This is a genomic window from Vibrio sp. (assembly GCF_984391705.1).
The window spans coordinates 51126-77559 of sequence record NZ_CFHWOM010000006.1 but is presented as its reverse complement, the minus strand read 5'-3'; the positions used below and the strand labels follow the sequence as shown (position 1 = coordinate 77559).

Annotated in this window: 24 protein-coding genes; 17 read left to right on the top strand and 7 right to left on the bottom strand. The window is 42.5% G+C overall.

The window, feature by feature from the left end:
• The first annotated feature begins 23 nt into the window (after positions 1-23).
• From AC4MRV_RS06810 to AC4MRV_RS06790, 5 genes are all read left to right on the top strand, one after another.
• Positions 24-542 (top strand): NUDIX hydrolase, encoded by a 519-nt coding sequence (locus AC4MRV_RS06810; RefSeq protein WP_491186675.1) that lies wholly within the window; start codon positions 24-26, stop codon positions 540-542.
• A gap of 294 nt (positions 543-836) precedes the next feature.
• Entirely contained in the window at positions 837-2645 is a 1809-nt protein-coding gene (locus AC4MRV_RS06805) for an extracellular solute-binding protein (RefSeq protein ID WP_491186738.1), read from the top strand.
• 66 nt (positions 2646-2711) lie between these two features.
• Positions 2712-3797 carry a microcin C ABC transporter permease YejB gene (locus AC4MRV_RS06800; protein WP_491186674.1) on the top strand — a complete coding sequence of 362 codons (1086 nt, stop codon included), beginning with the start codon at positions 2712-2714 and terminating at the stop codon, positions 3795-3797.
• Positions 3797-4834 carry an ABC transporter permease gene (locus AC4MRV_RS06795; RefSeq protein WP_491186673.1) on the top strand — a complete coding sequence of 346 codons (1038 nt, stop codon included), beginning with the start codon at positions 3797-3799 and terminating at the stop codon, positions 4832-4834. Before AC4MRV_RS06800 ends, AC4MRV_RS06795 begins: the two co-directional genes overlap by 1 nt.
• Positions 4835-4836: 2 nt before the next feature.
• Positions 4837-6429 carry an ABC transporter ATP-binding protein gene (locus tag AC4MRV_RS06790; protein WP_491186672.1) on the top strand — a complete coding sequence of 531 codons (1593 nt, stop codon included), beginning with the start codon at positions 4837-4839 and terminating at the stop codon, positions 6427-6429.
• A gap of 47 nt (positions 6430-6476) precedes the next feature.
• Here the strand turns inward: AC4MRV_RS06790 and AC4MRV_RS06785 are convergent, their stop codons facing one another.
• Together AC4MRV_RS06785 and AC4MRV_RS06780 are read right to left on the bottom strand one after the other, a co-directional pair.
• Positions 6477-7607 (bottom strand): insulinase family protein, encoded by a 1131-nt coding sequence (locus tag AC4MRV_RS06785; protein ID WP_491186671.1) that lies wholly within the window; start codon positions 7605-7607, stop codon positions 6477-6479.
• 231 nt (positions 7608-7838) lie between these two features.
• Positions 7839-9611: an EAL domain-containing protein gene (locus AC4MRV_RS06780; RefSeq protein ID WP_491186670.1), complete on the bottom strand. Its 1773-nt coding sequence runs from the start codon at positions 9609-9611 to the stop codon at positions 7839-7841.
• 307 nt (positions 9612-9918) lie between these two features.
• Between AC4MRV_RS06780 and AC4MRV_RS06775 the strand changes: the two genes are divergently transcribed.
• Complete coding sequence (locus AC4MRV_RS06775; protein ID WP_491186669.1) at positions 9919-10809, top strand: LysR family transcriptional regulator; 891 nt, start codon at positions 9919-9921, stop codon at positions 10807-10809.
• Here the strand turns inward: AC4MRV_RS06775 and AC4MRV_RS06770 are convergent.
• Together AC4MRV_RS06770 and AC4MRV_RS06765 are read right to left on the bottom strand one after the other, a co-directional pair.
• A complete protein-coding gene (locus tag AC4MRV_RS06770; protein ID WP_491186668.1) occupies positions 10790-11419 on the bottom strand; it encodes a response regulator in 630 nt (209 codons plus the stop codon). The genes AC4MRV_RS06775 and AC4MRV_RS06770 overlap by 20 nt on opposite strands.
• 149 nt (positions 11420-11568) lie before the next feature.
• Positions 11569-12381 (bottom strand): substrate-binding periplasmic protein, encoded by an 813-nt coding sequence (locus AC4MRV_RS06765; RefSeq protein ID WP_491186667.1) that lies wholly within the window; start codon positions 12379-12381, stop codon positions 11569-11571.
• A gap of 92 nt (positions 12382-12473) precedes the next feature.
• On the opposite strand from AC4MRV_RS06765, the gene AC4MRV_RS06760 reads away from it, so the two are divergent.
• The 5 genes from AC4MRV_RS06760 to vctC all read left to right on the top strand — a co-directional run bounded on the left by AC4MRV_RS06760 (position 12474) and on the right by vctC (position 16741).
• Positions 12474-12929, top strand: coding sequence for an RNA-binding S4 domain-containing protein (locus AC4MRV_RS06760; RefSeq protein ID WP_491186666.1), 456 nt, complete (start codon positions 12474-12476; stop codon positions 12927-12929).
• 190 nt (positions 12930-13119) lie between these two features.
• On the top strand, positions 13120-14031 hold the full coding sequence (locus AC4MRV_RS06755; protein WP_491186665.1) for a siderophore ABC transporter substrate-binding protein: 912 nt from the start codon (positions 13120-13122) through the stop codon (positions 14029-14031).
• A gap of 68 nt (positions 14032-14099) precedes the next feature.
• Entirely contained in the window at positions 14100-15041 is a 942-nt protein-coding gene (vctD, locus tag AC4MRV_RS06750) for an iron chelate uptake ABC transporter permease subunit VctD (protein ID WP_491186664.1), read from the top strand.
• On the top strand, positions 15028-15978 hold the full coding sequence (gene vctG, locus AC4MRV_RS06745; protein ID WP_491186663.1) for an iron chelate uptake ABC transporter permease subunit VctG: 951 nt from the start codon (positions 15028-15030) through the stop codon (positions 15976-15978). Before vctD ends, vctG begins: the two co-directional genes overlap by 14 nt.
• Before the next feature lie 7 nt (positions 15979-15985).
• The gene (vctC, locus tag AC4MRV_RS06740; protein WP_491186662.1) at positions 15986-16741 is read left to right on the top strand and encodes an iron chelate ABC transporter ATP-binding protein VctC; all 756 of its coding nucleotides are present in this window, start codon (positions 15986-15988) and stop codon (positions 16739-16741) included.
• A gap of 44 nt (positions 16742-16785) precedes the next feature.
• Here vctC and cueR read toward each other — a convergent pair whose 3' ends face one another.
• Positions 16786-17172: a Cu(I)-responsive transcriptional regulator gene (gene cueR, locus AC4MRV_RS06735; RefSeq protein ID WP_491186661.1), complete on the bottom strand. Its 387-nt coding sequence runs from the start codon at positions 17170-17172 to the stop codon at positions 16786-16788.
• A 48-nt stretch (positions 17173-17220) separates the two neighbouring features.
• Positions 17221-18192, bottom strand: coding sequence for a helix-turn-helix transcriptional regulator (locus tag AC4MRV_RS06730; RefSeq protein ID WP_491186660.1), 972 nt, complete (start codon positions 18190-18192; stop codon positions 17221-17223).
• A gap of 117 nt (positions 18193-18309) precedes the next feature.
• On the opposite strand from AC4MRV_RS06730, the gene AC4MRV_RS06725 reads away from it, so the two are divergent.
• Both AC4MRV_RS06725 and AC4MRV_RS06720 read left to right on the top strand, forming a co-directional pair.
• Positions 18310-20322: a TonB-dependent siderophore receptor gene (locus AC4MRV_RS06725; RefSeq protein WP_491186659.1), complete on the top strand. Its 2013-nt coding sequence runs from the start codon at positions 18310-18312 to the stop codon at positions 20320-20322.
• A 100-nt stretch (positions 20323-20422) separates the two neighbouring features.
• Positions 20423-20704 carry a DUF2218 domain-containing protein gene (locus AC4MRV_RS06720; RefSeq protein WP_491186658.1) on the top strand — a complete coding sequence of 94 codons (282 nt, stop codon included), beginning with the start codon at positions 20423-20425 and terminating at the stop codon, positions 20702-20704.
• Here AC4MRV_RS06720 and AC4MRV_RS06715 read toward each other — a convergent pair.
• On the bottom strand, positions 20701-22308 hold the full coding sequence (locus tag AC4MRV_RS06715) for a putative bifunctional diguanylate cyclase/phosphodiesterase (protein ID WP_491186657.1): 1608 nt from the start codon (positions 22306-22308) through the stop codon (positions 20701-20703). The genes AC4MRV_RS06720 and AC4MRV_RS06715 overlap by 4 nt on opposite strands.
• A 284-nt stretch (positions 22309-22592) precedes the next feature.
• Between AC4MRV_RS06715 and AC4MRV_RS06710 the strand changes: the two genes are divergently transcribed.
• From AC4MRV_RS06710 to AC4MRV_RS06695, 4 genes are all read left to right on the top strand, one after another.
• On the top strand, positions 22593-23786 hold the full coding sequence (locus tag AC4MRV_RS06710) for an acetate/propionate family kinase (protein WP_491186656.1): 1194 nt from the start codon (positions 22593-22595) through the stop codon (positions 23784-23786).
• Positions 23787-24111: 325 nt separating this feature from the next.
• A complete protein-coding gene (locus AC4MRV_RS06705) occupies positions 24112-24807 on the top strand; it encodes an SDR family NAD(P)-dependent oxidoreductase (protein ID WP_491186655.1) in 696 nt (231 codons plus the stop codon).
• Between the two features lie 115 nt (positions 24808-24922).
• Positions 24923-25351 carry a hypothetical protein gene (locus AC4MRV_RS06700; RefSeq protein WP_491186654.1) on the top strand — a complete coding sequence of 143 codons (429 nt, stop codon included), beginning with the start codon at positions 24923-24925 and terminating at the stop codon, positions 25349-25351.
• An 84-nt stretch (positions 25352-25435) separates the two neighbouring features.
• Positions 25436-26236 (top strand): class I SAM-dependent methyltransferase, encoded by an 801-nt coding sequence (locus tag AC4MRV_RS06695; protein ID WP_491186653.1) that lies wholly within the window; start codon positions 25436-25438, stop codon positions 26234-26236.
• Positions 26237-26434 lie beyond the last annotated feature (198 nt).

The following is a 26434-nucleotide window of genomic DNA, read 5'->3' as shown; positions in this document are numbered from 1 at the left end:
CAAATTTTCAATCAAAGCCGTAAATGAGACATTTAAAAACTACCATTCACCCTGATATCGACCATCTTGATGGCAAAGTTGTTTTTCAACGCAATGCTGCACGAGCCATTGTTGTTGATGGAGAAGACATCCTCCTTCTATACACTGAGCGTTATCATGACTACACCATTCCTGGTGGGGGCATAGATGAGGGGGAAGACGTTATAGCTGGTATGGTGCGTGAACTTGAAGAAGAGACGGGTGCGCAAAACATCCATGGCATAAAGCCTTATGGTATTTATGAAGAGTTTCGCCCTTCGCATAAAGACAACGCAGATATTGTCCATATGATTTCCTACTGCTATACGTGTAAGATTGACCGCGAACTGGGGGAAACCTCTTACGAAGATTATGAAATCAAAAATGGTATGAAAGCGGTGTGGATGAATATTCATGATGCTATTGCGCACAATGAGAAAACAATTGCTGAAAGCCCTAAAAAGGGAATGAGTATCGAGCGTGAAACCTTTTTGCTTCATCTCATCGCCAAAGAAATGCTTTAATCATACAACCGAAAAGCCTGCGCTTTGTGGGCTTTTGACTTCCCTCCTGCCACCATCACTTAAGTTTCGGTAACACTGCCGATTTTCCCGAGTGTCATAGATGATGACATCAAGGCGCTATCGCAAATACCTCTCTGAGGGGCAGTGAACTAGAGCACTTACATTCATAACGAAATCGTTTACATATCACTTGTTTGGCTTCTATACTTATCCAAGTAATTGAATTATTAATATTAATTAATCGTGTTCAAAAACGTATAGACCAGGTAATTAAAGGATTAGTTTATGGGGAAGATGCGTAAGTTCGTATTGGGTTGCACATTATCGCTAGCGGCTCAGTTTAGTGTGGCTGAAGTGGTAGAAACCCAAGTTCTAGTAGGGTTTGGGCAAGCAAAGTATAAAGATGACTTCACTCACTTCGATTATGTAAATCCTAATGCGCCCAAGTATGGTTCAGTCACTTATGGTCAAGTAGGAACTTACGACAGCTTCAACCGCTTTGGTTCTCGTGGAGTGTCTGCTGCGGGGATCGGAGAAATCTATGATTCACTGATGTTTTCACCAAGTGACGAGATCGATGCCTATTACCCGTTAATCGCTGAGCGCGTTCGATATTCTGATGATTATAAATGGATCGAAATTGATATTAACCCAAATGCTCGCTTCCATGATGGTAAACCGATTACCGCCCATGATGTGGCTTTTACCTACAAAAAGTTTGTTGACGAAGGGGTTCCTCAATACAAGGTTTACTACCAAGACATTAAATCAGTAACAGCGAAAAGTGATCTAACAGTAAAAGTGGAAATGGGTAAACCAAACAGGGAGAAAATGTTCCGTTTCGCTCAAACTACACAGGTGTTACCAAAACACTATTGGCAAGATAAAAGCCTAGCAGAGCCACTTTCAACCCCTCCAGTTGGGAGCTCCGCTTACAAAGTTGTTGATTACAAATCAGGGCAAAGTATCACCTACCAACTTGTTGAGGATTATTGGGCAAAGAATTTACCTGTAAATGTTGGCCGCGATAACTTTAAAACCGTGACTTATGACTACTATCGTGATGACACAGTTATGCTGGAAGCATTCAAGGCGGGAGAATTTGATTTCCGTATTGAAAATGTGGCTAAGTTTTGGGCTAACTCATACACCGGTGTGAACTTTGATAAAGGGTATATTGTAAAAGAAGAAATTGCCCATGAGCGACCAGCAAATACGCAAGCCTTTGTATTTAACACTCAACAGGCGATGTTCAAAGATCCTAAAGTGCGCCAAGCATTAACATACGCTATGGACTTTGAATGGATGAACAAGAATCTGTTCTATAACCAATACACTCGCACTCGTAGCTATTTCCAAAATACAGAATATGAAGCGACAGGCTTACCTACCGATGCTGAGCTTAAAGTTCTAAATCAGTATAAAGATAAATTGCCACCGAATTTGTTTACTGGTGAGTTTCAGCCTCCCGTCACTGACGGATCTGGCCGTATTCGCACCCAAATGCGAACGGCTTTCAAACTCTTGAAAGAAGCCGGCTGGGAACTAAAAGACAAAGTAATGACCAATAAAGAGACGGGGCAATCACTCAGCTTTGAATTACTGATCTATAGCCCGACCACAGAGCGTATCGCGATTCCAGTACAGAAGAACCTTAAGCGCATGGGTATTGAGATGAAAATTCGCACAGTTGATACCACTCAGTACATCAAACGTCTTCGTGACCGAGATTTTGATATGGTCTCTTCTTCTTATTCTGCAAACCCATACCCAGGTCCTAACTTGTTGATTGTTTGGAACTCAAACTATATCGATTCAACTTACAATACGGCTGGTGTAATGGACCCCGTTGTGGATGAACTCACCGAAGAGATTGCAAAAAGCCAGCAGAACCCTGAAGCCTTGTTAACACTGGGTAAAGCGCTCGACCGAGTGTTGCAATGGAACTACTACATCATCCCTCAGTGGCACCTTAGTAAATATCGAGTGGCGATGTGGGATAAGTTTGAGCGACCAGATGTCATGCCAAAATATGATTTAGGGCGGGACACATGGTGGGTATCGCAAGATAAATCCAAAAAACTTCCTGAGAAGCGTCAATAACCATTCATTCTGGTTGTTTTGAGCCCCCTTTAAGTTAGGGGGCTCTTAGATTAACTGAGGGCAAATATGGCAGCCTATATCTTTCGCCGCTTACTTTTGGTGATTCCTACTTTATGGGCCATCATCACCATTAACTTCTTTATCATACAGATTGCACCTGGTGGGCCAGTAGAACAGGCGATTGCCCAAATGGAAGGGCATACTTCTGGCATTATGGAGCGCTTTACGGGCGGTGGTGCTGAAGTTGATGTCAGTAATGATCAAGAATCTGCTTCCGGCTATAAAGGTTCGAGAGGGCTAGACCCAGAAGTTGTGGAAGCAATCAAGAAGCAATTTGGTTTTGATAAACCCATGCTCGAGCGCTATTTCGAGATGCTAAAAAATTACGCGACCTTCAACTTTGGTGAAAGCCTGTTTAAGGGCGGAAACGTAATTGACTTGATTGTTGAGCGCCTACCTGTCTCTATCTCTTTGGGGCTATGGAGTACGCTTATTATCTATTTAATCTCCATTCCTTTGGGGATCTTAAAAGCGATTCACCATGGCTCACGCTTTGATGTTTGGTCAAGCGCAGTGGTGATCGTTGGTTATGCGATTCCTGGGTTCTTATTCGCCATCATTCTAATTATCTTGTTTGCGAGTGGTAACTACTTTAGCTGGTTTCCGCTGCGAGGCTTAGTGTCGAGTAACTTTGAACAGCTCAATTGGTATGAACAAGTGATAGATTACTTTTGGCACTTGGCGTTACCTATCTTTGCTATGGTAATTGGCGGTTTTGCAACCCTGAGTATGCTTACCAAAAACTCCTTTCTCGATGAAATCAATAAACAGTATGTCGTTACAGCCAGAGCAAAAGGGCTTGATGAGCGAAGCATCCTCTATAAACATGTGTTTCGCAATGCAATGTTAATCATCATCGCCGGTTTTCCTGCTGCCTTTATTAGCATTTTCTTTACTGGCTCGATGCTTATAGAAGTGATGTTCTCGTTGGAAGGTATTGGGCTACTTGGTTTTGAGTCTACAATTCAGCGAGATTACCCTGTGGTGTTTAGTTCGCTTTACATTATGACTTTGCTTGGGCTATTGCTCAGCATTATTTCTGATTTAACCTATACCTGGGTTGACCCGCGTATTGATTTTGAGGCGCGTTAATGTTGAAAAGTAAACGACGTAACCCACTAAATGAAGCTCGTTGGTTAAGATTTAAAGCTAACCGACGAGGATTTTTGTCTTTGTGGGTTTTTGCTCTCTTGTTTATTGTCAGCTTATTTGCTGAGTTGATTGCCAACGATAAACCTTTGCTCATTGAATACGACAACCAATGGTATTTCCCAATTGTAGAGCAGTACTCTGAAACTGAGTTTGGTGGTGAATTTGAAACAGAAGCAGATTATAAAGACCCCTATGTGATCGAGTTGATTGAAGAACAAGGCTACATTGTTTGGCCTCTGATTCCGTTCAGTTACGATACGATTAACTTTGATATTGAGGGCTCTGTACCTTCTGCTCCGGATTCAGTCAACGTGCTGGGTACCGATGACAAAGGCCGGGATGTGCTGGCACGTATCATTTATGGTTTTCGAATTTCCGTATTGTTTGGATTTGTTCTCACGATAGTTTCAAGTGTTATTGGAGTCATTGTTGGTGCGACACAAGGATACTATGGCGGCTGGTTAGATCTATTCGGCCAGCGTTTTATAGAGGTTTGGTCTGGGATGCCGACACTGTTTTTGCTCATTATTCTATCGAGTTTTGTTGAGCCAAATTTTTGGTGGCTACTTGGCATTATGGTTGCCTTTAGTTGGATGAGTTTAGTCGGGGTCGTGCGGGCTGAGTTTCTTCGTTGTCGTAATTTTGATTACGTAAGGGCCGCGCTTGCTATGGGGGTTAGTGATAATCGAATCATGTTGCGCCACATGTTACCCAATGCGATGGTAGCCTCATTAACCATGATGCCCTTTATTTTATCGGGTTCGGTAACGACGCTCACCTCACTTGATTTCCTAGGCTTTGGTCTGCCAGCTGGTTCTCCCTCTTTGGGAGAGTTGCTTGCTCAAGGTAAGGCGAACCTTCAAGCTCCTTGGTTAGGTTTTTCTGCGTTTATTGTCTTGTCACTGATGCTAACTTTACTGGTCTTTATCGGTGAGGCGGTTCGTGATGCATTTGATCCACACCATCAAGGGAGGTAGCTATGAGTAAACAGGTATTAAGCATAGAGAACCTATCGGTTGGATTTGGCCGAAACTCGAACATAGAAACAGTGACGCATCAGGTTTCACTCTCAATTAACAAAGGAGAAACCCTTGCCCTAGTCGGCGAAAGTGGCTCAGGAAAATCCGTTACCGCCAACTCGATCTTAAAGCTTCTACCTAAAGGTTCTGCCCACTATTTGGAAGGAAAGATTACGTTCGATGATATCGATATTATGCAATGCTCAGAACGGCAATTGCGAGGTATTCGTGGTGCTCGTATAGGGATGATTTTTCAAGAGCCAATGGTCTCTTTAAATCCTCTGCATAAAATTGGTAAACAATTGGTAGAGATACTGTCAATTCACCGTGGTGTGAGGCAGAAGAAGGCTGAATCAATGGCGATAACTTGGCTTGAAAAAGTGGGTATTCGCCATGCGGATGTAAAGATCAATGCGTACCCCCATGAGTTATCGGGTGGCGAAAGGCAGAGAGTAATGATTGCAATGGCGCTCATCAATGAACCAGAGTTACTGATCGCTGATGAACCTACCACTGCACTTGACGTATCGGTGCAAGCTCAGATACTTGATCTTCTAAAAGAGCTTCAGCAGGAACTGGGTATGGCAATGCTCTTTATCACCCATGATTTGAGTATTGTACGACGTATCGCTGATCGAGTTGCAGTCATGCAAGAGGGGCGTTTGGTTGAAGTGGGGGATTGTCATAACGTTTTTCATCAGCCGCAGCACCCATACACCAAACTGTTGATTGACTCTGATCCTAGAGGAGAGCCAGTTACTGTTTCCGGTGACCAAACGACCATACTCGATGTCGATCAGCTCAGAGTTTGGTTCCCGCTAACTGGTGGACTCTTCAAACGGGTCGTATCGCATATTAAAGCCGTCACAGATATGCGTTTTTCACTCCCGCGAGGTCAGTCTATTGGCCTAGTAGGAGAAAGCGGTTCAGGTAAGTCGACGACGGGTATGGCCATTTTGAAACTGGTCCATTCAGAAGGTTCAATCCGCTACGACGGAGAAGAGATTCAAGGGCTAGAGAGAAAAGAGATGCTGCCATATCGAAGTCGCATGCAAGTAGTGTTTCAAGACCCATTCTCGGCACTTAATCCACGTATGTCTGTTGCTCAGGTTATCGGCGAAGGATTAAGAGTTCATCAACAACTGGATGAAGAACAAATTGACGAGATGATTGTTCAGGTGATGAAAGAGGTGGACCTTGATCCAGAGTCAAGACATCGCTACCCCAATGAGTTTTCTGGCGGCCAGCGCCAACGAATCGCCATTGCACGTGCTCTAGTACTTAAACCAGAGTTTATCCTATTGGATGAGCCTACCTCATCGCTTGACAGAACGGTTCAGGCGCAAGTTCTTGATTTATTGAAGTCGTTGCAAACTAAGTATGGCTTGAGTTATTTGTTTATAAGCCATGATTTAAACGTGGTGAAATCACTCTGTCACTATACGATTGTGATGAAGCAAGGGGAAATTGTTGAACAAGGTGCGACCGCACAGTTATTTTCACAGCCCAGTCACCCATATACTCAAGAATTGGTATCGCTATCGAGCTTCTAACCAACACGATGAAAACGCCGCCAAGTTTGGCGGCGTTTATTTAGTGATTAGCTATTTGGAATGATGACGAGTTCCATTGGGTTCTGCCAGACTCTCTCAAACTCGTTGCTAATATCGAATTCATTTAGGTGAGCTACGTGGAAGTTCATCAAATCTAGATCGTAAGATGGTGACGTATACACTCGACCTTCATCAATAGCCTTAACCAGTTGATCTGCCTGGTGCGCAGTGTAGGCGTCATCATAACGGCGAGTTTGCTTTTCTAGATGCTCTCTTAGCTGAGAAACCACCATTTCATACTCTGCTTGTTTGAAACCACTTGTGCGTGCGCGGTTGATTTCTTGCTGAATGATTTTCTGTGCAGCTTTAGCTTGTTCGCTGTCATCACTTGTGACAGACACTTGCGACACTAGGTTTGACTGCGCAAGAACTTGGTTTGATACTTCGACAGTTACTTTCTGTTCTGCCAACGCTTCTTTTAGGCGCTTCTCTAAGATCTTGTTGGCGATTGTAACCACGAGCAGCTTTTTACGTTGTAGCTTGCTGTTTGGGTCATCGTTGATTTTTGTATGCGCAGTATAAGCTACAGTCGGCTTTTCTGTACTTTGAGCGACATCAGTATTTGGTGTTAAACCGTCGTTAGCGACTAAGTTAAACGCTAAGTTAGGTTTCCAATCTGAAAAATTCTTCTCAATTAGTTCTTGAGTTGTGCGCAGTCTAAAGTTGCCAGCAACGATGACAGAGCTAAGTCCTGGAGTAAAGGTTCCGGTTGCGCTATCACTCTTGACCAATGACGCAAGTTCTTCAATAGCGCGAGATAAAGTGTCAGTATCGTTTTTATCGAAGTCGCGCTTAATCACACTCTGGCCTTTAAATTCCTCTAAAGTCCACTCACTGCCTTTAAATAGCTTCTCTGCAACTGTGTGGCTTTGCGATGATGGTGCAGCCAGTCGTAAGCGGATCGACAGCGTTTTGCTGTTGCGGCTAGTCGGCAGCAGAATGTAATGCATCTCATTGCCAAGCTGCGCTACTTTAGTGCCTTTAGGAAGAGAGATATCACTTTGTTCGAACCAATTTGCCTCATTCTGTTTTGCACTTACAGAGAGAGAATAAAAAGGAGTAAGCAGTAAGCTAGCTGAGATGGTGGCAGCGATAAATTGGCGTAGAGGTTTAGACACAAAGATCTCCTAAAACAAGTTTATTTCTACGTCCTTGTCTTAAGCGCGGTATATAACTTTGATTCAACTAAAAGCTATAAACGGATCGAATCCTTGATCACGTATGCTAATGCGAGAGTATATTTATAAAGTTTGTTGTTCGTCGCAAAACTGTGCAAATTTTCTACAACTTAAGTTAATTAGTCAATAAATAAATATTCAGAAAAGTAATGCGTCTCAAGTTTGAGATTTCTAGATTAAGGTGTAGTGACTTGCACTGGCAAATGAAAGTGGTTTGGAATACCAATACCCTTGCAAATAGGATGCACCGAGGTCAGTAAAGGCTTGAGCCATTTGAGCATTCTCGATACCTTCTATAACGATATCAACATCATAGGCTTGGCACAGCTTGATTACAAAAGAGAGATATTCAAAAGTGGCGGGATTGGTAAAAGAGCGCCAGGCAATCGACTTATCTATTTTAATTTGCTGGAGAGGAAGGTCGAAAAAGCTATTTAAAGAACTGTAGCCAGCACCAAAATCATCTAATGATAGCTGGAACCCAAGTTCGCTAAGCTTGTTTAACTGGTCGATGGCGCTTTTGTTCCCGTCTAGGATCATCGTTTCGGTCAGCTCCAAGACGATGTTTTTTGGATCAATCATGTACTCATCCACGACACGTTTAACGGTTTCTGGGAATGAGTGATTCAAGAGTTGTAACACCGAAACGTTAACATTGACTCTAACCGAGGTGTTATGGGTAGCTTGGTATTGTTGAATAAAGTAACACGCTTTAGAGAGTACTAAATAGCCAAGATCAACGATAAGACCTTTCTTTTCAGCAACGGATATAAACTCGTCAGGGAATATTTCTCCCATTTCTTGACACTTCCATCGTACCAGAGCTTCGAAGCTCGCTATAGCGTTTCGTTTGGTACAAATAATGGGCTGAAACTTGACAGAGAGTGTGTCTTCTTTAATTGCGTTGCCTAGCTCGCGCTCAATATGAAAATGACGATCGACTTTGGATTTAGTCGCTCCGGTGTAAACACTGATGTGACTTTGCTTTTGCTCACTGGCGAATTGGCTTGTGCGGCATGCAATCTTAATTGCTTCTTCGGCCTCGAGTTCCGTCGGAATGTCGGGATAGATGCCAATGCTCATCTCAGTGCCATACAAATAACCGTTTGCTCTCACGGCTTCATTGTATTTATCAGCAATGCGCTCACCTAATTCGGTTAATTGTTGCGAATCGTATTCACCTTTAACCAATATAGCGAAGTCATCAGAACGAATTCGGTAGAGGTCAACAAATTGGTCAGGGAAGTGATTTAAGGCTTGTATTAGGTGGTTTAGAACATCGCGCATTATTTGCGCACCGTATAAAGATAGGTATGAGCGTATATTAGCGACTTGGATATAAAGTAGACTATGTGATTCTCTCAACGGATCAATATTATCGATATCCATTGCGAGTTTATGATCGTTAGATAATCCAGAAGCCCCATCTTTATAGGAAGTTTGATGAACGTAAGCTTCCATTAGTTTTTTGTCGGAGATGTCTTTGTGACACCCAATCATAAAGCGTTTGCCATTTACTGTTTTAGTAATAGCCGTTCCTTCAAGCCACACGTACTGGCCGTTAGTACAACGCACGCGGTATTGAGTCGCTACCTTTGATTCATCTTCAGTAATATGCTCATCGACTCTGCCTTGCAACATCACGCGATCCATTGGGTGGACGAGATCGAGCCATGTTTGCAAGCATGAATGACCAGACTTCACCCCAAAACGCTGATAAAACGACGGATTATAGAAGCAAACGTGTTGGGTATCAGACATGTAAAAAATACCATCATTAAGTACATCTACCATGTGCTTGAAATGATGGTCCATGAGTTCATCCAACTCAGCGCCTGTCAGTGAGTTGGATGGTTCGTCTGCTTTTGCTTCTACCGTAACTCCACATTCAGACACCAAAGTAATTTTTGGGCGTGGAACGATACTATTTATTGTTTGCGACATAAGATTTTGACATCCCAACATTCTAGGTAGGAGTGTCTATTATTCTGCTCAATTGTTACTAACGGTCGAGTAAGCCTTTTATTAATGACGATTACTAAACGAAATTATCTAAGACATTTCAAACCCCATTAACCCTTATTGTGAAGCTTGTCGTTAAACCAGCGTCAATAGTTGGCCATTTCTCGACCCATAAAACCAAGCTTGTGCAAAAATACGAATATCTAATTTGGTGAGAGGTTTAAGTTTGTAATAGGCTAGTGAGCTAGGAAAAACATTATTGTTTTGACGTTCTATTTGCAGGAAGGGTATGAAGTCACAACTAGACCTTAATTTACTCAAGGTATTATCGTTATTAAATAAGCATCGACAACTCAAGCCAGTGGCTAAAGCAATTGGTAAAACGGAAAGTGCTGTCAGCAAGCATCTTTCCAAGCTTAGAGAGCAACTTGGTGACCCATTGTTTGTGCGTGGTGCTTTTGAATATGAACCGACAGAGTTTACTATTCAGCTTCTACCGCAAGTAGAAAAAGGGCTCGATTTAATTGCCGATGCTGTACAAAAGGATGAGTTCGACCCGAAAACTTACGATAAACCGATTACAATTGCATTACCTAGCTTAGGTCAGTATCTAGTTGGAAAAGACCTAATGGTCGATTTAATGCAAACCTTCCCACAGGCATTTATTCACATTACGACCTGGTCTGATGCGTCTATTCAGGATGTACTTGATGATAAAATTGACGTTGGAGTTCAATACTTTAATCCGGATATGACCAAAACGATCTACCAAAAACACATTGGAAGGTATTTAGGGGGCATCATTTGTTCGCGTCAGTATTGTTCAAAAACGCTCGAAGAAAAGCTGGCAATGCCTTATATCCTGATGGAAATGAAGGGCTGGCAGCATTCCAAAGCCGTAACAAAACATGCATTAGAAGAGCATGGAATCCATATCAATAAGGTTGCCACGGTAGACAACATAACATGTTTGTTTCAACTACTTGAGGCTACCGAGTCTGCTACTTTGCTGCCAGTTACACGCCACTTGGAAGAGTGCGAAGACTATTGTGTATCGGAGTTGCCTCAACATTTACAGTTGGAGCACCCTCCGTCGGTTGTCGCTAATTATAAGTTGGTTAACCAAAATAGCCCGCTACATCAGATTTTGGTTAACAAGATTAAGCAGCATCTGTTCTGACGTCAGAGACAGATACACTTAAGTGCTCTTGTAGATTCATCAGCTCAACAATTGAATCAACGTTGTATTTATCGAGTATACGTGACTTGTAAGTGCTGATGGTTTTTGAGCTCAGTGACAGTAGCTCTGAAATCTTCTTGTTGGTATAACCTTTCACCAGATAGTTGAAAACAACAGTTTCTCGGTTTGAAAGAGTCGTGTTACGGCGACGTGTTGCTGCTTCGCGTTTAAAAACATTATAGCCACGTGTGACGCTAATGATGGCCTCTTTTAGAACCGGAGTAGATTCATACTTAGCCACGTATCCGTTAGCGCCTAGTTTATACGCGGTATCAGAATACATAGGGTGTTTATTGCCAGACAAAAATAAAATCTTCCCTTTGTAACCGTGCGCTCTCGCTCGACGGACGAACTCAAAACCGTCTGAGTTTTCGAGGTCTACATCTAAGATAACTAAATCGATACTGTGGTTTTTAACCATTTGCACTCCAAAAGAAGCGGAGTTTGCTTGGAAAACTTGAGCTCGCGGTAGTAGTTCATAAACCAATTGCTCCACTGCATTACGCATAATTGGCTGGCTGTCGATTATGAGAGTTTTAGTTACTGACATCATTTTTTCTTTCTCTTCTTTGGTTGTTGTCTCGCTTATCCATGCGTCGCTGTTCCGATGAGGCTAATGTAGGACAAAACTGATGGAAGGTGTGGAAAGGGAGACTTTCCAATAAGGAATCTCTGTCAGACGGCTGTCAGGAAATGGGGCTAACGGTAGGGCTGAAAATAGCGTGACAATACTTGGTCAATGGTGCCGTCTTGCTGAAGTTGCTTTAACTGTTGGTTAAACTGCGTTACGAAATCGTCTTTGTAAGGGTATTGTTCTGGATATTGGTTTGTGAACCCTAGGTGACCGTGTTCACGACTCACGACAGTGGACAATGTGACCATCCAATCGTTGGGGAACGTACCATCCATCTTGAGGTTTTTGATATCCCACAAAATGGATAACCTGTCGTTGATATAGCAATCAGTTTGACGCTCGTATAGGTTAACTAGAGAAGCTTTGTTTCCTTTCGCACTCAGTGTGAAAATTTTTTGTTGATCGACGGCAGCCCAAAACTCATCACCACCAAGTGCAAATGCTTCGTTGATGCCAATGGTTAACCCATAAAAATCTTCAGGCCAGTTCTCTAACGTTCTTTTATCGGCCGTCTCAGGATTACAATAAACAACGACTTCCTCGGGTAAGATTGGATCGGAGTAGGGAGAGATATACAAACGCTTGTCAGAGTAGTAATAAGGGGGATACAGAGCAAAGCCTTTACCAAGCTGAAGCAATTTTAGTCCTCGTTTCCAAGGAATGGGCTTTATCGTCACGTCGTAGGATTTCATTTTCGAAAAGATGAGTTTTAAGATTTCGGTATATACCCCTTTGGGCTCTCCCACGACGGCATAACTGTATGGTGGATAGGCATCATCAGCATATACCACTACCTTTGTAGGTGTGGCGTTGGCGGTCGAATAGAATGGTAAGAGAGCAAGCAAAGTTAAAAGCCAATAGGGCACGCTGATATCCATACAGTTAGTAACCTTAATAGTAACTTTAGTTTATTTCTCACGGTATTGGCATTAGACTCTGAGATTCAACAGTATTCCTTCTTGAGTAAGTTATGACCGAAGAGTATGAACAAGGCGAAGAGATAGAGATCGAAGCGATTGGTATTGAAGTATCTTCACACCCAATAGAGCTCTACAAAGTGTTTAAAATTGCCAACTTGGTTGGTGGTGGAGGCGAAGCTAAGCACTTAATTTCTGAAGGGTATGTAGCCGTAAACGGTGAACTTGAAACCCGTAAAAGACGAAAAATGTATGATGGTGACTTCTTCGAGTTTAACCAAGAATACTATGTTGTAGTTTGTGATGCGCCTGTCACTGAGCCAGAAGAGAAGCCAGTGAAACGCGCTGAATCGCCAAATCCGGCGAAGAAAAACAAGTCATCGAGCAAATCTAAATCGTCCAGCTCTAAGAAAAATTGCGGCAAGCCTTCTTCTGGTCATCAGGAGAAAAAATCAAACCAGCCGAAAGGCGGTAAGAAAAACGGTCGCTCATCTATCGATTTCTTCTAAGTCATTGCTGGAAGCTCTTTACTTCCAGCATTCATTCACGCCTCCAATCTTCTTAATCCGCTTAACGCAGAAAACCATTCCACTTGCTTACTGATTCGTCAATTAACCACAAAATCACAGATTGAATAGTGACATTAATAAAAATCTAAATGATAATGCGTTGCATTCGATATGAACAAAGGTAAATAAGATGAAACTTAAGGCAGTGGCTCTTGCTCTAGCGATGACTTCGTTGGTTGCAAACGCAAAAACGGTAGAAATCGAGCATGCACAGGGAACAACCAAGCTGGAATCAAAACCTGAGCGTGTTGTGGTTATTGGCCTTGGTCCATTAGATACCATAAAAGCATTAGGTGTAGAGCCTGTTGCTGTATCTAGCGTGAGCATGTTCCCAGATTATTTATCGCAATATCGTAGTGGAGACTTTGTTTCTGCTGGTAGTTTATTTGAACCAGACTTTGAGACGATTTACAGCCAAAAGCCGGATCTGATCGTTGTTGGCCCACGTGGTGCGGGCAAATACAAAGAGTTGTCTGAAATTGCTCCGACCATTGTTTACGCCCTAGATAAAGAAAAAGGGTACTGGGAAGCGACTCAACAAGAATGGCGTAAACTCGGTAAAGTATTTGAAAAAGAGTCTTTTGTTGAAGATAAAATTGCTCAAGTGGATAAGGGCTTTAAACAAGTCCAAGACTACAACCAAGCAAACAATGTTGATGCTCTTACTGTAATGAGTGCTGGTGGAAACATCACAACGTTTGGTGCTAAGTCTCGCTTTGGCGCTATTTACAAAGATTTCGGCTTCTCAGAGACCGTTGAGGGCATTAAAGAAAGTCGTCATGGTGATCTGATCTCATACGAATTTATTCGTGAACACAATCCAACGACTTTACTGATTGTAGATAAAGATATCCTTATCAATAAAGGTAAGAGTAGTAACGTTAAGCGTGATTTCGAGAATGATCTTGTTAAGGCGACAAATGCATACCAAAACAAGAAAATGGCTTACCTAGATATTAATGCTTGGTACCTATCTATTGCGGGAATGCGTGCAACAGAACAAATGCTAAGCGATGTTAAGTCAGCTTCTGGCCTAAATTAGTCGTTTCTTATCAAGAAAAACCTCAAGTTGTTACTTGAGGTTTTTTCGGTTCATGAGGTTATAATTTTTTGAAAATCTTATCGTGGACACTTGTGGTACTTAGTGTCTTGTCTCTTTTTGTCGGTATTGGTCATCTTAGCCTCTCCAGCCTCATAAATGGCGATCCTCAAAGTTGGCAGTTGTTATTGACTAGCCGAATTCCTCGCTTGGCTGCGGTGTTACTCGCAGGCGCAGGTCTTAGCATTGCAGGTTTAATCATGCAGCAGATCAGCCAAAACCGTTTTGCATCGCCGTCAACATCTGGAACGATAGAGTGTGCAATGCTGGGCTACATATTGAGTTTAGTCCTATTTGGTAATGGTAATCAGCTGTGGCTTATTTTCGCGACGGCTATTTTAGGTACACTCGTTTTTGTACAGTTCATCAACCGTATTCAGTTTAAAAATGCTGTATTTGTGCCTTTAGTTGGGATCATTTTTGGTAACGTTGTTGAATCAGTCGCTACGTTTTTTGCCTACAAATACGATGCGATTCAAAACCTGTCATCTTGGGCGGTGGCTAACTTTGCCAATTTACTTCAGGGTGATTACGAACTGTTGTATGTCGCGATTCCTTTCGCCATTTTCAGTTACCTATACGCGACTCGTATTTCGGCTGTGGGTTTAGGGAAGGATTTTGCTGTCAATTTGGGGCTCAACTACCAACAAGTTTTAATCATTGGCGTTTTACTGGTTTCGGTTATGGCTGCATCGGTCGTTATGATCGTGGGTAAACTCCCTTTCCTTGGTCTAATTGTTCCCAATTTGGTTAGCCGATTCTATGGGGACAATTTAAAACGTAATATTCCGCTGACTGCCTTACTTGGCGCGTTAATTGTCTTGGGGTGCGACTTACTGGGTAGGTTGATCATTTTCCCTTACGAGCTTCCTATTACCAATATAATCAGCTTGATTGGTGGTGGAGTGTTTATCTTCTTCATCTTACAAGGGGAGAAGAATGCAAGATCGTAGTAAGCTTCTTATCCTTGCTTTCATCGCTCTACTGTTTGCAAGTCTCTTTATTGGTATCGGATTGAACGCAGATAATTACCAGTACTTTTTGTCTCGTCGTGTGCCTAAAGTGGTGGCGATGATCATAGCCGGCGTTGCCATAGGCCAATCTTCTCTGGCTTTCCAAACCATTACCCACAACCGTATATTAACGCCAAGTATTATGGGGTTTGATTCGCTGTACTTGTTTTCTAAGGTATTGATGGTAGTTCTGTTTGGTGGTCTTAGTGGTATCGCCATGAATAGCTACTTTAACTTTGCTATTTCGACTCTGTCGATGTTGGTTTTTTCAGCATTGTTGTTTGGTTTTTATTTCCGTGGTGAACGTCAAAACTTAATGGTACTGCTGCTTCTCGGGGTAATACTCGGCCAAGTATTTGATAGTACTTCGTCCTTTCTCATTATGTTGATGGACCCAAGTGATTTCGCCAATGTACAGGCAAACATGTTTGCGAGCTTTAATAACATCAGCGTTGATTTGGTTTATTTGAGTGCCCCCTTGCTACTGTTCGTATCTTGGCGTTTGTATAGGCTGCATCGCTTGCTCGACGTATTTTGGCTCGACAAGGATAATGCGATTAGTCTTGGCGTAGATGTAAAAAAAGTGACACTGCAGATTTTATTGTTGTCCGCGTTATTGATTTCGATTTCAACAGCACTTATTGGTCCACTCCTTTTCTTCGGTTTACTGGTCACCAACCTGACTCGTGAGTTGTTCACTAGCTACCAACATAAAGTGTTATTTACAGCGGTGTCATTGTTATCGGTAGCCTCATTACTGAGCGGCCAATGGATCGTAGAAAACTTGTTCGGTTTCACAACGACACTGAGTGTGGTGATCAACTTTATCGGTGGCTTGTACTTTATGTACATGCTGCTTCGCAACAAAATTGTTTAGGTTAGATATGATTAGCTTAAAAAGTCTGAGAAAGGTATTTGGTGATTTTGCAGTCGTTGATGACGCAAGTGCCGAGTTCGAAAAAGGTAAGGTTACCTCCATTATTGGTCCAAATGGTGCGGGTAAGAGTACTTTGCTGTCTATGGCAAGTCGACTGGTTAGTAAAGATGCTGGAGAGGTTTACATTGATTGTAAAGAACTCTCAGAGTGGGATAACAAAGAGCTTGCCAAACGTCTTGCAGTTTTACGCCAAGCTAACAATATCACAATGCGTTTTACAGTGAGAGAAATGGTTTCCTTTGGTCGATTCCCTTACTCGCAAGGAAAACTGACAGACGAGGACAAGCAAGTTATAGATAAAGCAATTCAGTACCTCGATCTAGGCGACATTGAAGATAAGTATTTAGACGAACTTAGTGGAGGGCAAAGGCAGCTCTCGTTTATAGCGATGGTGATGGCGCAAGATACTGATTACGTGTTTTTAGATGAACCATTAAACAATTTGGATATTAAGCACTCACTGCAAATTATGCGTAACGTTGGTCGGCTAGCGCATGAAATGGACAAGGCTGTGGTTGTCGTTATTCACGATATCAATTTTGCTGCGTGCTACTCAGATAAAATCATTGCGCTCAAAAAAGGCAAGATCGTCGCTCAAGGGAGTGTCGATGAAGTGATTCAAGCGGATATCCTTCAAAGCATCTACGAAACTCCATTTAACATTGTGGAAGTAGATGGCAAGCGGATGTGCACCTACTACTAAATTAAACGCCCGGACAGCCAGTCCGGGCGTTTGTCATCTGCTGACTACTTAGTTAAGTCCTCGATGATTGGGCACTTGCTGCCTGAATCTCCTGGGCAAGTAGAAACCCATTGTTTTAACTGCTTCTCTATCTCTCTCAATTCTCGGATTTTAATTTCCACTTCTAGGAGCTTCTCTTGAGCTTTAGCCTTCACTTCGCTGCTTTTGCGGTTAGGGTTATGAGCCAATTCAACAAACTCTTTGCATTCATGCAGTGAGAAGCCCGCGTTTTTGGCCCTTGAAATTAAATTGAGTTCCTGTACGTGCTGATCACTGTACTCTCGGTACCCTGATTCACTTCGAGAGGGGGAGGTGATGAGGCCTTTTTCTTCATAGAGACGTATAGATTTGCTAGACAGGCCTGTGAGCTTAGAGACGGCGCCAATATTCATGTGTACCTCGTTAATCGCGCGGTAAAGCTTTGCTTCACTAAGTGATGATTAACTTTGTTGTACTACTTTTGCTGGGGGAATGCCAAATTCTTTTTTGAATGCAATGGTAAAGTTGGCTGGGTGTGTGTATCCCGCTTCATAGGCCGCTTCAGTGATTGTGACTATCCCTCTCTCTAAGTTCGCTTTGGCTAAATAGAGCCTACGTTGACGAATGTACTTTTTGACTGTGATGCCTAGCTCTTCTTTGAATATTCTCTGAAGATTTGAACTACTCATCGAGAGCTTGGTCGCAAGGCTTTCGAGATCTAGCGGCGCATCTAAATGTGTTTCGATGAAGTAGAGGATACTTTTAATGCGCGTTGATTGATTAGGCTCTTGGGGGGCACTTTGTATCCTTGGCGCGTTGTAGACTAAGGTAAACATTTGTTGGATAACACTTAGTGCAAGTGATTCTAGCCGAAGTTTTTGCAAGAAGTCAGCGGGCTGAACGCTACTAAGGATTTCGCGTACAACGGTGTGTATCTCATCGGTGATCGGTACTTTGATATTATTTAAGTGGCTCAATGTAAAGTGATGGCGTCGGTCGTTTTTGCTTAGCCTAGAATTGAGCCAACTGGGCGATACAACGATATTTACCTTGGTTAGACGGTTATCTTTTTCAATACTCCGGTAGAAGCGTACAGGTTGCGTTAAGTTAATCATTACGACCTCTATACGCTTTGAACCATCGAGTGTGAATTCGACGTCATCGTAGCCAAAAGTGAGCTTACCATCGATGACAATGGTGATAATAACAGCAGGTTTTACGGAGGAAACCACATGTGAGTCGATCAGCTCATGGCTTGTGCCACTATATAAAATAAACGCTTCAGGGGCATTATAGTTGATTAACGCGCCTTCAATCACTGGGGTGCTGTTGTATTTATTTTGACTGACAATGATGCTGCGCTCATTTTCAACCACAGTTTTAGTCAACACAACTTTAGGGAGATGTGCTGGGGAGGGCGAAGCAGACACCATTTCTCGATTCCTCATAACAGTTATGCGTTTTTGCATAACGACAAATTCTTCTCGTTAATAAAATTGACATTTATCATACATGCGAATTGTTATCATTACCAACTAGGAATATGTCTCATGGGAAGGGTCAATCGCATACCACTAAACAAAACCATTATCTGTTGTGCTGTTAGTGTGGCGATAAGTGCACCGGTGTGTGCAGAAGAAACAAGCTATTTTGATGAAGTGTTGGTTTGGGGAACGAAAGTATCGAGTAACACAGAGTCAGTCGGTGCACAGGACATGTCACTAAAACAGGCGGATCATATGTCGGACTTACTCCGCGATATTCCTGGTGTTGATGTTGGTGGCACACATTCTGTCAATCAACGTATTAACATCCGCGGGTTAGATGAAACTGACTTGGATATTCGTCTTGATGGCGCGTCACAGCACGCAAACATGTTCCACCATATAGGCAACTTGACACTCAACCCTGACATTCTAAAAAGTGCAGATATCCAGGTGGGCAACAATTCAGTTACTCAAAACGGTATCGGTGGTTCTGTGTATTTTGAAACCAAGGATGCAAAAGACTTGCTTCGTTATGATGAAAGTTTTGGGGTGCGTGTGTATGGTGGGTACGCTAGTAATGCGAGCCAACAAGGCTCTCTCACCGCTTATGGGCTTATTGGCGAACGCTTTGACACAATGCTATATGGTCATTACGTTAGGCGAGACAACTTTGAAGATGGCCGCGGGGTTGATTCAATCGGTGTCGAAGGTGATACCTATAACGTGTTGGGTAAAATAGGCTTTGAACCTTCGGCAAAGCATCGTTTTGAGTTAGCTTATGACCTATATCGCGATAGTGGCGATTATAGCCCTCGCCCAGATTGGTCGGTCGATGCCATTAAATCACGATCCAACGATGAACTTATCCCGACAGACTATAACCGTGACACAATTACTTTATCCTATGAACTTAAAGGAGAAGGTAATCGAGGCAAAGTGTCTCTGTATAACACACGAACAGAAATCATTCGCGATGAGTCACAAGTCAAGAGCCGCTGGCCTGCTGATCGCCTTTCTGTTAACAGTGCGGAAAATCGAAACACTGGACTGAATGCTCAATTTCAAACGGACCATTCATTTGCTGATGTGGAAAGTACACTTACCTACGGTGTCGACTACATGAATAAGAACAGCACCAGTACTTATGGCAGTGAAAAATACGCAGATGAGAACGCCACGAGCTCTGCTGTTTTTGCTGAGAATCAATGGTTTATTTTAGACACCTTAAGCATTACGGCTGGTTTGCGTTATGACGACTACAAGCGTGACGCAGAAGTAGGTACAGATAACTTTGATGGGGTGACATGGGCTTTAGCGTCTGAGTGGCAAATCCATCCAGACTGGTTGCTATTTGCTAGTGCGAGAAGTCTATTTAAAGGTCCTGAACTATTGGAGTCTTTTGTTAAGTACCAAGAAGTCGCGATCTTAGACGATGATATCAAAGCAGAAACTGGTCTGAATACTCAAGGCGGCGTGCGTTTTAACAAACAAATCCAAGAACATCACGTTAGTGCGAATTTGACGCTTTTTAAAACGGAAATCGATGATTACATCATAGCGGCTTACAACGGCGCTACTGGCGGTTACCGAATCTTCAATCATGGCGATATGGAGATCAAAGGCTTTGAGCTAAGTACGAGCTATGGCTATGAAAACTTCACATCCAAGCTCTCATATTCACGCTCGGATAACAGAGACAAAACTAATGGCGGGCCTGTTCTAAACACGTTGGGACGCTCAGCGCGAAGTACAGATGTGGGTGACAGTATTGCCTTAACGTTAGATTACCAAGCAGATTCTATTGACACCATTTTCGGTTGGACGTCTATTGTTGTACTTGAAGAAGATAACGTTCTTGAAGGTGCTCCAGTGAAGGAGGCTTACAATGTCCATAACCTTTATGCGCAGTGGATACCTTCAGGTGTAGAAGACCTCTCGATTACCTTTGGTATTGATAATGTATTCGATGCTGAATACGCCTCACATGCATCGAAAACTGGTGTAGTAGGTGATATCAAAGCTGATGATTATGAGCCAGGGCGTAACTTTAAGCTGTCAGCGGCTTACCAATTCTGACTCTCTTTATACAAACAGAAACCGAATAATTCGTTTCAATCCTTTAGCTTTAAACGCTTTGCTGCCCGTATGGGCAGCTTTTTTACATGGAGCAATATCAATGATTCAAACTACAACGATTCAATCTGAGCACGCAAGCAAGTACCTCACTGTGTTATGCCGTCACTTTTCAAGAAAGGTAGAAGCGAAATGGGACGATCTGAATGGACATGTCAATTTCCCTATGGGGGAAGCTACAATGCGAGTCGAGGAGGATAATTTATTGATTCAATGTAAGGCTGAAGATGAACACAAGCTCAAGGGAGTGATTGCTATAATTGAATCGCATGTGCACTTGTTTTCTCGCCGTGAAACAATCACTTTACAGTGGCACTCTGCCTAACGGTTTAAGGCAAGCTCTCCAATTTGAGGAGGATTGTGGAGTTGAGTCCAACGAATGGCTTCTTCTATAGGAACGGCAGGGCTATAGTAAAAACCTTGAATATAGTCGCAGCCGTAATCTTTTAGGATCTCTAGCATCTCACGTTGTTCAACTCCTTCTGCAACGACTGTGTATCCCAGTCCATGAGCAAGAGATATTGCGTTTGCAATAATAGAGCGGTTGCGTTGGTTCTCGTTCAAACGATAGAGAAATGAACGATCTATCTTTATTTGATCCACTGGCAGGTCACGAAGTAAGGATAGTGAGGAGTAGCCAGTTCCAAAGTCGTCAAGACTAATTTTAAAGCCAAGTTTCTTTAATTTGGCCAGCAGCTTTTCAGGGCTGCGTAGTCGGTTTATCGCTGTACTTTCCGTGATCTCTAGTACCAGTGAGCTCGTCAGTGTTGGAAATTGGCTGGTTAATTTTGTCAGTTGGTTTTCGAGGTTTTTTCCCATCAGGTCTTTGGCTGATAAGTTTACATGGACTGGGCTGTAGATTCCGTTTCGATGAAATTTACTAATATCCTGAACGACCTTTTCAAGCAACCACTCGGTTATTGACGTTATCTTGTTGCTTTGCTCGGCTATAGGTATGAAGTCGATAGGGCTGATCGTTGTACCATCTGGAGTTACCCAACGTATAAGAGCCTCGTAACCTCGGACGATATCAAGCTTTCCACATACAATCGGCTGATAGAAGACTTGGAACTGTTTCTGTTCAAGCGCATTGTCAATGGCGCGGGATATTTCAAGCTTTTTGCGTGCTCCTAGCTTCATTGAACTATCATACTTAGCGCTCTCTAAACCACTTTTCTTCGCCCAATACATCGCGACATCGGCGGCATTAATGATTTGCTCAGCATCACCACCTTGCTCGGGATAACTGCTGATGCCGACAACCGCACTACTTGTTAGCTCAAACCCGTCTATAGAGAAAGCACTTTTTAACTCGAGATTAATAGCTTTAGCGATTGATTGCGCCGTTACTTCGTCTAGTTTAGGGCAGATAACGATAAACTCATCCCCACCTATACGGGCAACGAAATCTCCCGTTCTAATGTTTGAAGCAATTCGCTGGCCAATTTGGATCAATAGTTGGTCTCCGCAAAAATGACCCATACCATCGTTTACTTGCTTGAAGTTGACTATATCCAAAATCATTAGCTGGAAGGGGATTTTCCCTTCAATCAAGAAGTTTATGGTTTCAATGCAATGCTTTCGATTGGGTAGGGATGTGAGCGGATCATGAAGGGCATTGTACTTTTCTACTTCAGCAAGGTTGTGCAGTTTGTTGATCGTCGTAAGACTAAACGTTGTCACCATATAGACAAAAATACTGCCTGAGAAGAGTATGATTGATAGGCCAAAAAGGATGTTATCAATGGTTTGAGATATGAGTAAGGAAGCCAATACAAAACTGTATCCAAAGATAAAACAACCAATAAGAATGCTCAGAGCCCACCAACTTTTGTGCTTGGTTTTGGCGCATATTTTCTTCGCAGGCAGAAGGCCGAGAAACAGCAGCAAGATACCTGCGGTGATAAGTATGACGGCTAGTGTAAACAAATTTCCACCATTTAAAATACGAAGTATTGTTAATGTGTTAGTTGATGATTAAGTGAACACGAATGCAGTACTAACAGTGTAGGAGCGAACTTGGTATTTATAAAATTAACATTAAATTTAGTGGTCGAATTAAACATTCTGTTGCTGTAGATCAACAAAAGTTATTTGTTTTGTTTAAACTAGCTAAAGAAAGTTGAAAGTTTCAAAAAAAATTGAATAATGTAGTCTATAACGATACAAGCATAGTGCTTTCAATACACGGTCTGAAACAGGATACCTCCCTCATGTCTAATTCGTTTGTTCTGGTTATCAACTCAGGTAGCTCATCACTAAAGTTTGCGGTAATCGACTCTAAGTCTGGTGACGCAATCGTATCTGGTCTTGGTGAATGCTTTGGTTTACCAGAAGCGGTCATCAGCTGGAAATACAATGGTGACAAAACCGAAGAAGCGATCACAGCGCCAGACAATCATCACCAACACGCTATTAACCGCATTGTTGCCTTGATGGAAACATTAGGTTTCACGAAAGATTTAGTTGCCGTGGGTCACCGTATCGTACATGGTGGCGAGAAGTTCACTTCAACAGTTCGTATTAACGATGAAGTGCTTGCAGAGATTGAAAACCTGTCTGACTTGGCTCCGCTCCACAACCCAGCAGGCGCGAAAGGTATTCAAGCTGCAATGCAAGCTTTCCCAAGCTTGCCTCAGTTTGCTGTGTTCGATACTGCTTTCCACCAAACAATGCCTCAAAAAGCATTTACTGGTGCAATTTCAAATGAGCTGTACAAAGAATACGGTATCCGCCGATACGGTTTCCACGGCACTAGCCATTACTTCGTAAGCCGTGAAGCTGCGAAGATGATTAATAAGCCAATCGAAGAATCTAGCTTCATTTCTGTTCACTTAGGTAACGGTGCATCAGTATGTGCGATTGAAAACGGTCAATCAGTTGATACATCTATGGGCTTTACTCCACTTGCTGGCTTAATGATGGGTACTCGTTCTGGTGACCTAGACCCAGGTGTGATTGAGTTCTTAATCAAAAAAGGTTGGACGACAGAGAAAGTATTCGACACCCTAAACAAGAAGTCAGGCTTCCTAGGTGTTTCTGGCCTAACGTCTGATGCGCGTGGCATTTTAGAAGCAATGGAAGATGGTCACGAGGGCGCTAAGCTAGCCTTTGAAGTATTCACATACCGAGTTGCTAAATACATCGGATCTTACCTTATACCACTTTCTAGCCTAGACGCGGTCATCTTTACTGGCGGTATTGGTGAAAACTCACTGCCAATTCGTCGTGAAATCCTAAACAACCTAAAACTTCTAGGTTTTGTTGAAGATGAAGCTGGCAATGAAGCAGCACGTTTCGGAAACGCTGGCGTAATCGCTAAGTCAGAAATACTGGGCGCAGTAGCGATGGTGATTCCAACCAATGAAGAATTCGTGATTGCTCAGCAGTCGGTAGAACTACTGTAATAGAATCTGAAATCAGATACGTAAAGCGAGCCTAAATGGCTCGTTTTTTGTGTTTTGAAATACAGTAAATAAATCGTTTAGCCAATTGCCCATTTCATCTATGGGAATTATCAACTCTCTTTTCTTTTGTCATTGTTCACTCCACATCCTCGTTACCACCTGATTGAGATAGGGGAAATGTCCGTTTTTTCGTGAAATCGGCAATATCTTCTAAATAAGCCTTCTTTCATCACTTTAAGTTATTGATGATTCATTGAACCAATGTGCATAAGATTGCAATATACAAGGGTGAGCTCCGAATAAGTGTAAATTGCAATGGAATGATATGAAAAACGTACTTATTACAGGTGCAAATCGTGGATTAGGATTAGCCCTAGCTCATGAGTTTGATAAAAATGACTATTGCCTGTACTTGGTTGTTCGCACGAATACCGCTAAGTTGGAACTTATTAAAGCCTTTCCAGAAGCGGAAATCTTGGTTAGCGACGTGACTTGCGAACGGTATGAGACAAAGCTAAGTGAGTGGTTGGGATCAGTGAACATCGATTTAGTTATAAACAACGCTGGATCGGGTACAAAAGCTCCAACGCTTGAATCTACTTCTGCAGAGCATCTTCGGAAGGAATTTGAGATTAACTGTATTGGTGTCTTGTCCACAGTGAAAGGGAGTTTAGATTCATTACAGCGCTCAGCTGAGCCATTAATCATTAACATAAGCTCGCGTAGAGGTTCTCTCAAAATGCAATCTGAATTGGCAGCGAAGGGTACTGGGTGTTCATATTCGTATCGAATAAGCAAAGCCGCACAAAACATGCTGACGCTCTGTCTTGCTGATGATCTCGAAGACTTGGGTATTAAAATAGTAGCAATACACCCCGGTAGGCTACTTACCGAAATGGGGTCTAGTGATGCGCATATGTCACCAAAAACTTCTGCTAGTAAGATTTGTCACCTAGTAGAGAGCAAGCAATTAAACAATCGCGATTATATAAGTATAGAAACTGGTTTGTTGCCTTGGTGATGTGCTCACCAAACGGTTGTAAGAATTATTCAATGCTCAGCGTTCTGATATGGAATCAGTTCTTATAAAACATTTGGTTATATTTTGGTCGTGTACTTATTGAAGGGGATTCAAAATGTGGAGACTACTTTTATGCCTCCTATTTTTGCAACCTACGGCTTTTGCAGAGCCTGGTAAAGAAGCAACGATAGTTGGCATGCCATATCTGGGAGTACCTGATTCTACCATCGACATTGAATTCAACGGACACAAGTGCACTCTATATTCTTTAGGGAATATCGAACAACAGAAATTCTCGATAATTTTCACTTGTAACGGTATAGAGCAATTGTTGTGGAATGAAGAGCAGACTGATTACGAAATTGACGATCCACGTTTTGAACTATTATGGGCTGGCGACATTGATGGCGATGGAAAACTCGACCTCCGAATGGAAGTAAGTTCAAAGTATTCGTGTTCACAAATAGCAGAGTTCAGCTCAAATCTGGCAGGTGAAGATCAGTTGGTAGGCCGTGGAGTATTTGGCAACATCGAATGCGAATAAAAGGTGCAACGAGCTATTTTAGGTAGATAACCGGTGATTGATAACAAGAGTACTCACCGGGCGTAATTCGCACAGGAGGCAGTCGTGCAAGATGAATATATGGATTACTACGCTAAGTTTGATGAAGAGAAGCGACTCGTTTCTCAAAACATTACGCGTATTGAGTTTGATACAACATTGAGTGTGCTGGAGGCCTATGTTACTTCAGCAATGAACTTAACAGAGCTCGGGGCTGCAACTGGTCGATACTCACTTCATTATGCGAAAAAAGGTATGGAAGTGACCGCAGTTGAGCTGGTTCCTGAGTTAGTTAAGCAGCTCAAAGATAACGCTAAACGTCAGTCTTTAACTTTATCCGTTCACGAAGCAAACGCAAACGATGTCAGTTTTATAGCCAACCATAGCCAAGATGTCGTATTGATTTTAGGTCCGCTTTATCACATACAGTCAAAATCAGATCGCGAGGCTGTTATGAAAGAAGCAAATCGAATCTTAAAGCCTAATGGCGTTGTGGCTATCGCCTATATCAGTCGCTTCTTTGTTGCTGGTTTGCTTGCAAAAATGTCTAGTGAACTGGTGTCGCCAATGGTTTTAAGTGAGTTACATGAAAGTGGTTTAGTGACCTCTCCTGATGTGGATCCATTTTTCAGAACGGGTTACTTTGCCAAACCGTCCGAAATAGAATCGTTAGCATCTCGTTCTGGCTTTCGTATAGAAAAACACGTTGCAACAGATGGTTATGTACGTTTTATTGGTCAAGAGATAAATCAACTGACCGAGCAGCAATACCAAGCTTGGCTCGCGTATCACCTTGCTAACTGTGAAGAGTCCTCATTGCTCGGTAGTAGTAATCATGGCTTGGTCATTGCGAAAAAGTTGAGTTAATACTGAATAATAATGGACTCATGACAATTGTCATTTTAGTTCAAGGCATTTTAAGTCTATACGGCGTAGTGTCCTGAGTAGGCTCGTTGTGGTGGTTAGGTTAGCTGCAACACTCGCATTACTCAATGCGTGATTTGAGCTGGGAATTGTTAACTCGATTATGAAATTGATTGCGATGAATAATACTCTTTTGCCTAG

Bases quoted from the DNA above. Each gene is read 5' to 3' on its own strand.
- AC4MRV_RS06810 (WP_491186675.1), top strand. From the start codon at position 24: ATGAGACATTTAAAAACTACCATTCACCCTGATATCGACCATCTTGAT.
- AC4MRV_RS06805 (WP_491186738.1), top strand. From the start codon at position 837: ATGCGTAAGTTCGTATTGGGTTGCACATTATCGCTAGCGGCTCAGTTT.
- AC4MRV_RS06800 (WP_491186674.1), top strand. From the start codon at position 2,712: ATGGCAGCCTATATCTTTCGCCGCTTACTTTTGGTGATTCCTACTTTA.
- AC4MRV_RS06795 (WP_491186673.1), top strand. From the start codon at position 3,797: ATGTTGAAAAGTAAACGACGTAACCCACTAAATGAAGCTCGTTGGTTA.
- AC4MRV_RS06790 (WP_491186672.1), top strand. From the start codon at position 4,837: ATGAGTAAACAGGTATTAAGCATAGAGAACCTATCGGTTGGATTTGGC.
- AC4MRV_RS06780 (WP_491186670.1), bottom strand. From the start codon at position 9,611: ATGTCGCAAACAATAAATAGTATCGTTCCACGCCCAAAAATTACTTTG.
- AC4MRV_RS06775 (WP_491186669.1), top strand. From the start codon at position 9,919: ATGAAGTCACAACTAGACCTTAATTTACTCAAGGTATTATCGTTATTA.
- AC4MRV_RS06770 (WP_491186668.1), bottom strand. From the start codon at position 11,419: ATGTCAGTAACTAAAACTCTCATAATCGACAGCCAGCCAATTATGCGT.
- AC4MRV_RS06765 (WP_491186667.1), bottom strand. From the start codon at position 12,381: ATGGATATCAGCGTGCCCTATTGGCTTTTAACTTTGCTTGCTCTCTTA.
- AC4MRV_RS06760 (WP_491186666.1), top strand. From the start codon at position 12,474: ATGACCGAAGAGTATGAACAAGGCGAAGAGATAGAGATCGAAGCGATT.
- AC4MRV_RS06755 (WP_491186665.1), top strand. From the start codon at position 13,120: ATGAAACTTAAGGCAGTGGCTCTTGCTCTAGCGATGACTTCGTTGGTT.
- vctG (WP_491186663.1), top strand. From the start codon at position 15,028: ATGCAAGATCGTAGTAAGCTTCTTATCCTTGCTTTCATCGCTCTACTG.
- vctC (WP_491186662.1), top strand. From the start codon at position 15,986: ATGATTAGCTTAAAAAGTCTGAGAAAGGTATTTGGTGATTTTGCAGTC.
- cueR (WP_491186661.1), bottom strand. From the start codon at position 17,172: ATGAATATTGGCGCCGTCTCTAAGCTCACAGGCCTGTCTAGCAAATCT.
- AC4MRV_RS06730 (WP_491186660.1), bottom strand. From the start codon at position 18,192: ATGGTGTCTGCTTCGCCCTCCCCAGCACATCTCCCTAAAGTTGTGTTG.
- AC4MRV_RS06725 (WP_491186659.1), top strand. From the start codon at position 18,310: ATGGGAAGGGTCAATCGCATACCACTAAACAAAACCATTATCTGTTGT.
- AC4MRV_RS06720 (WP_491186658.1), top strand. From the start codon at position 20,423: ATGATTCAAACTACAACGATTCAATCTGAGCACGCAAGCAAGTACCTC.
- AC4MRV_RS06710 (WP_491186656.1), top strand. From the start codon at position 22,593: ATGTCTAATTCGTTTGTTCTGGTTATCAACTCAGGTAGCTCATCACTA.
- AC4MRV_RS06705 (WP_491186655.1), top strand. From the start codon at position 24,112: ATGAAAAACGTACTTATTACAGGTGCAAATCGTGGATTAGGATTAGCC.
- AC4MRV_RS06700 (WP_491186654.1), top strand. From the start codon at position 24,923: ATGTGGAGACTACTTTTATGCCTCCTATTTTTGCAACCTACGGCTTTT.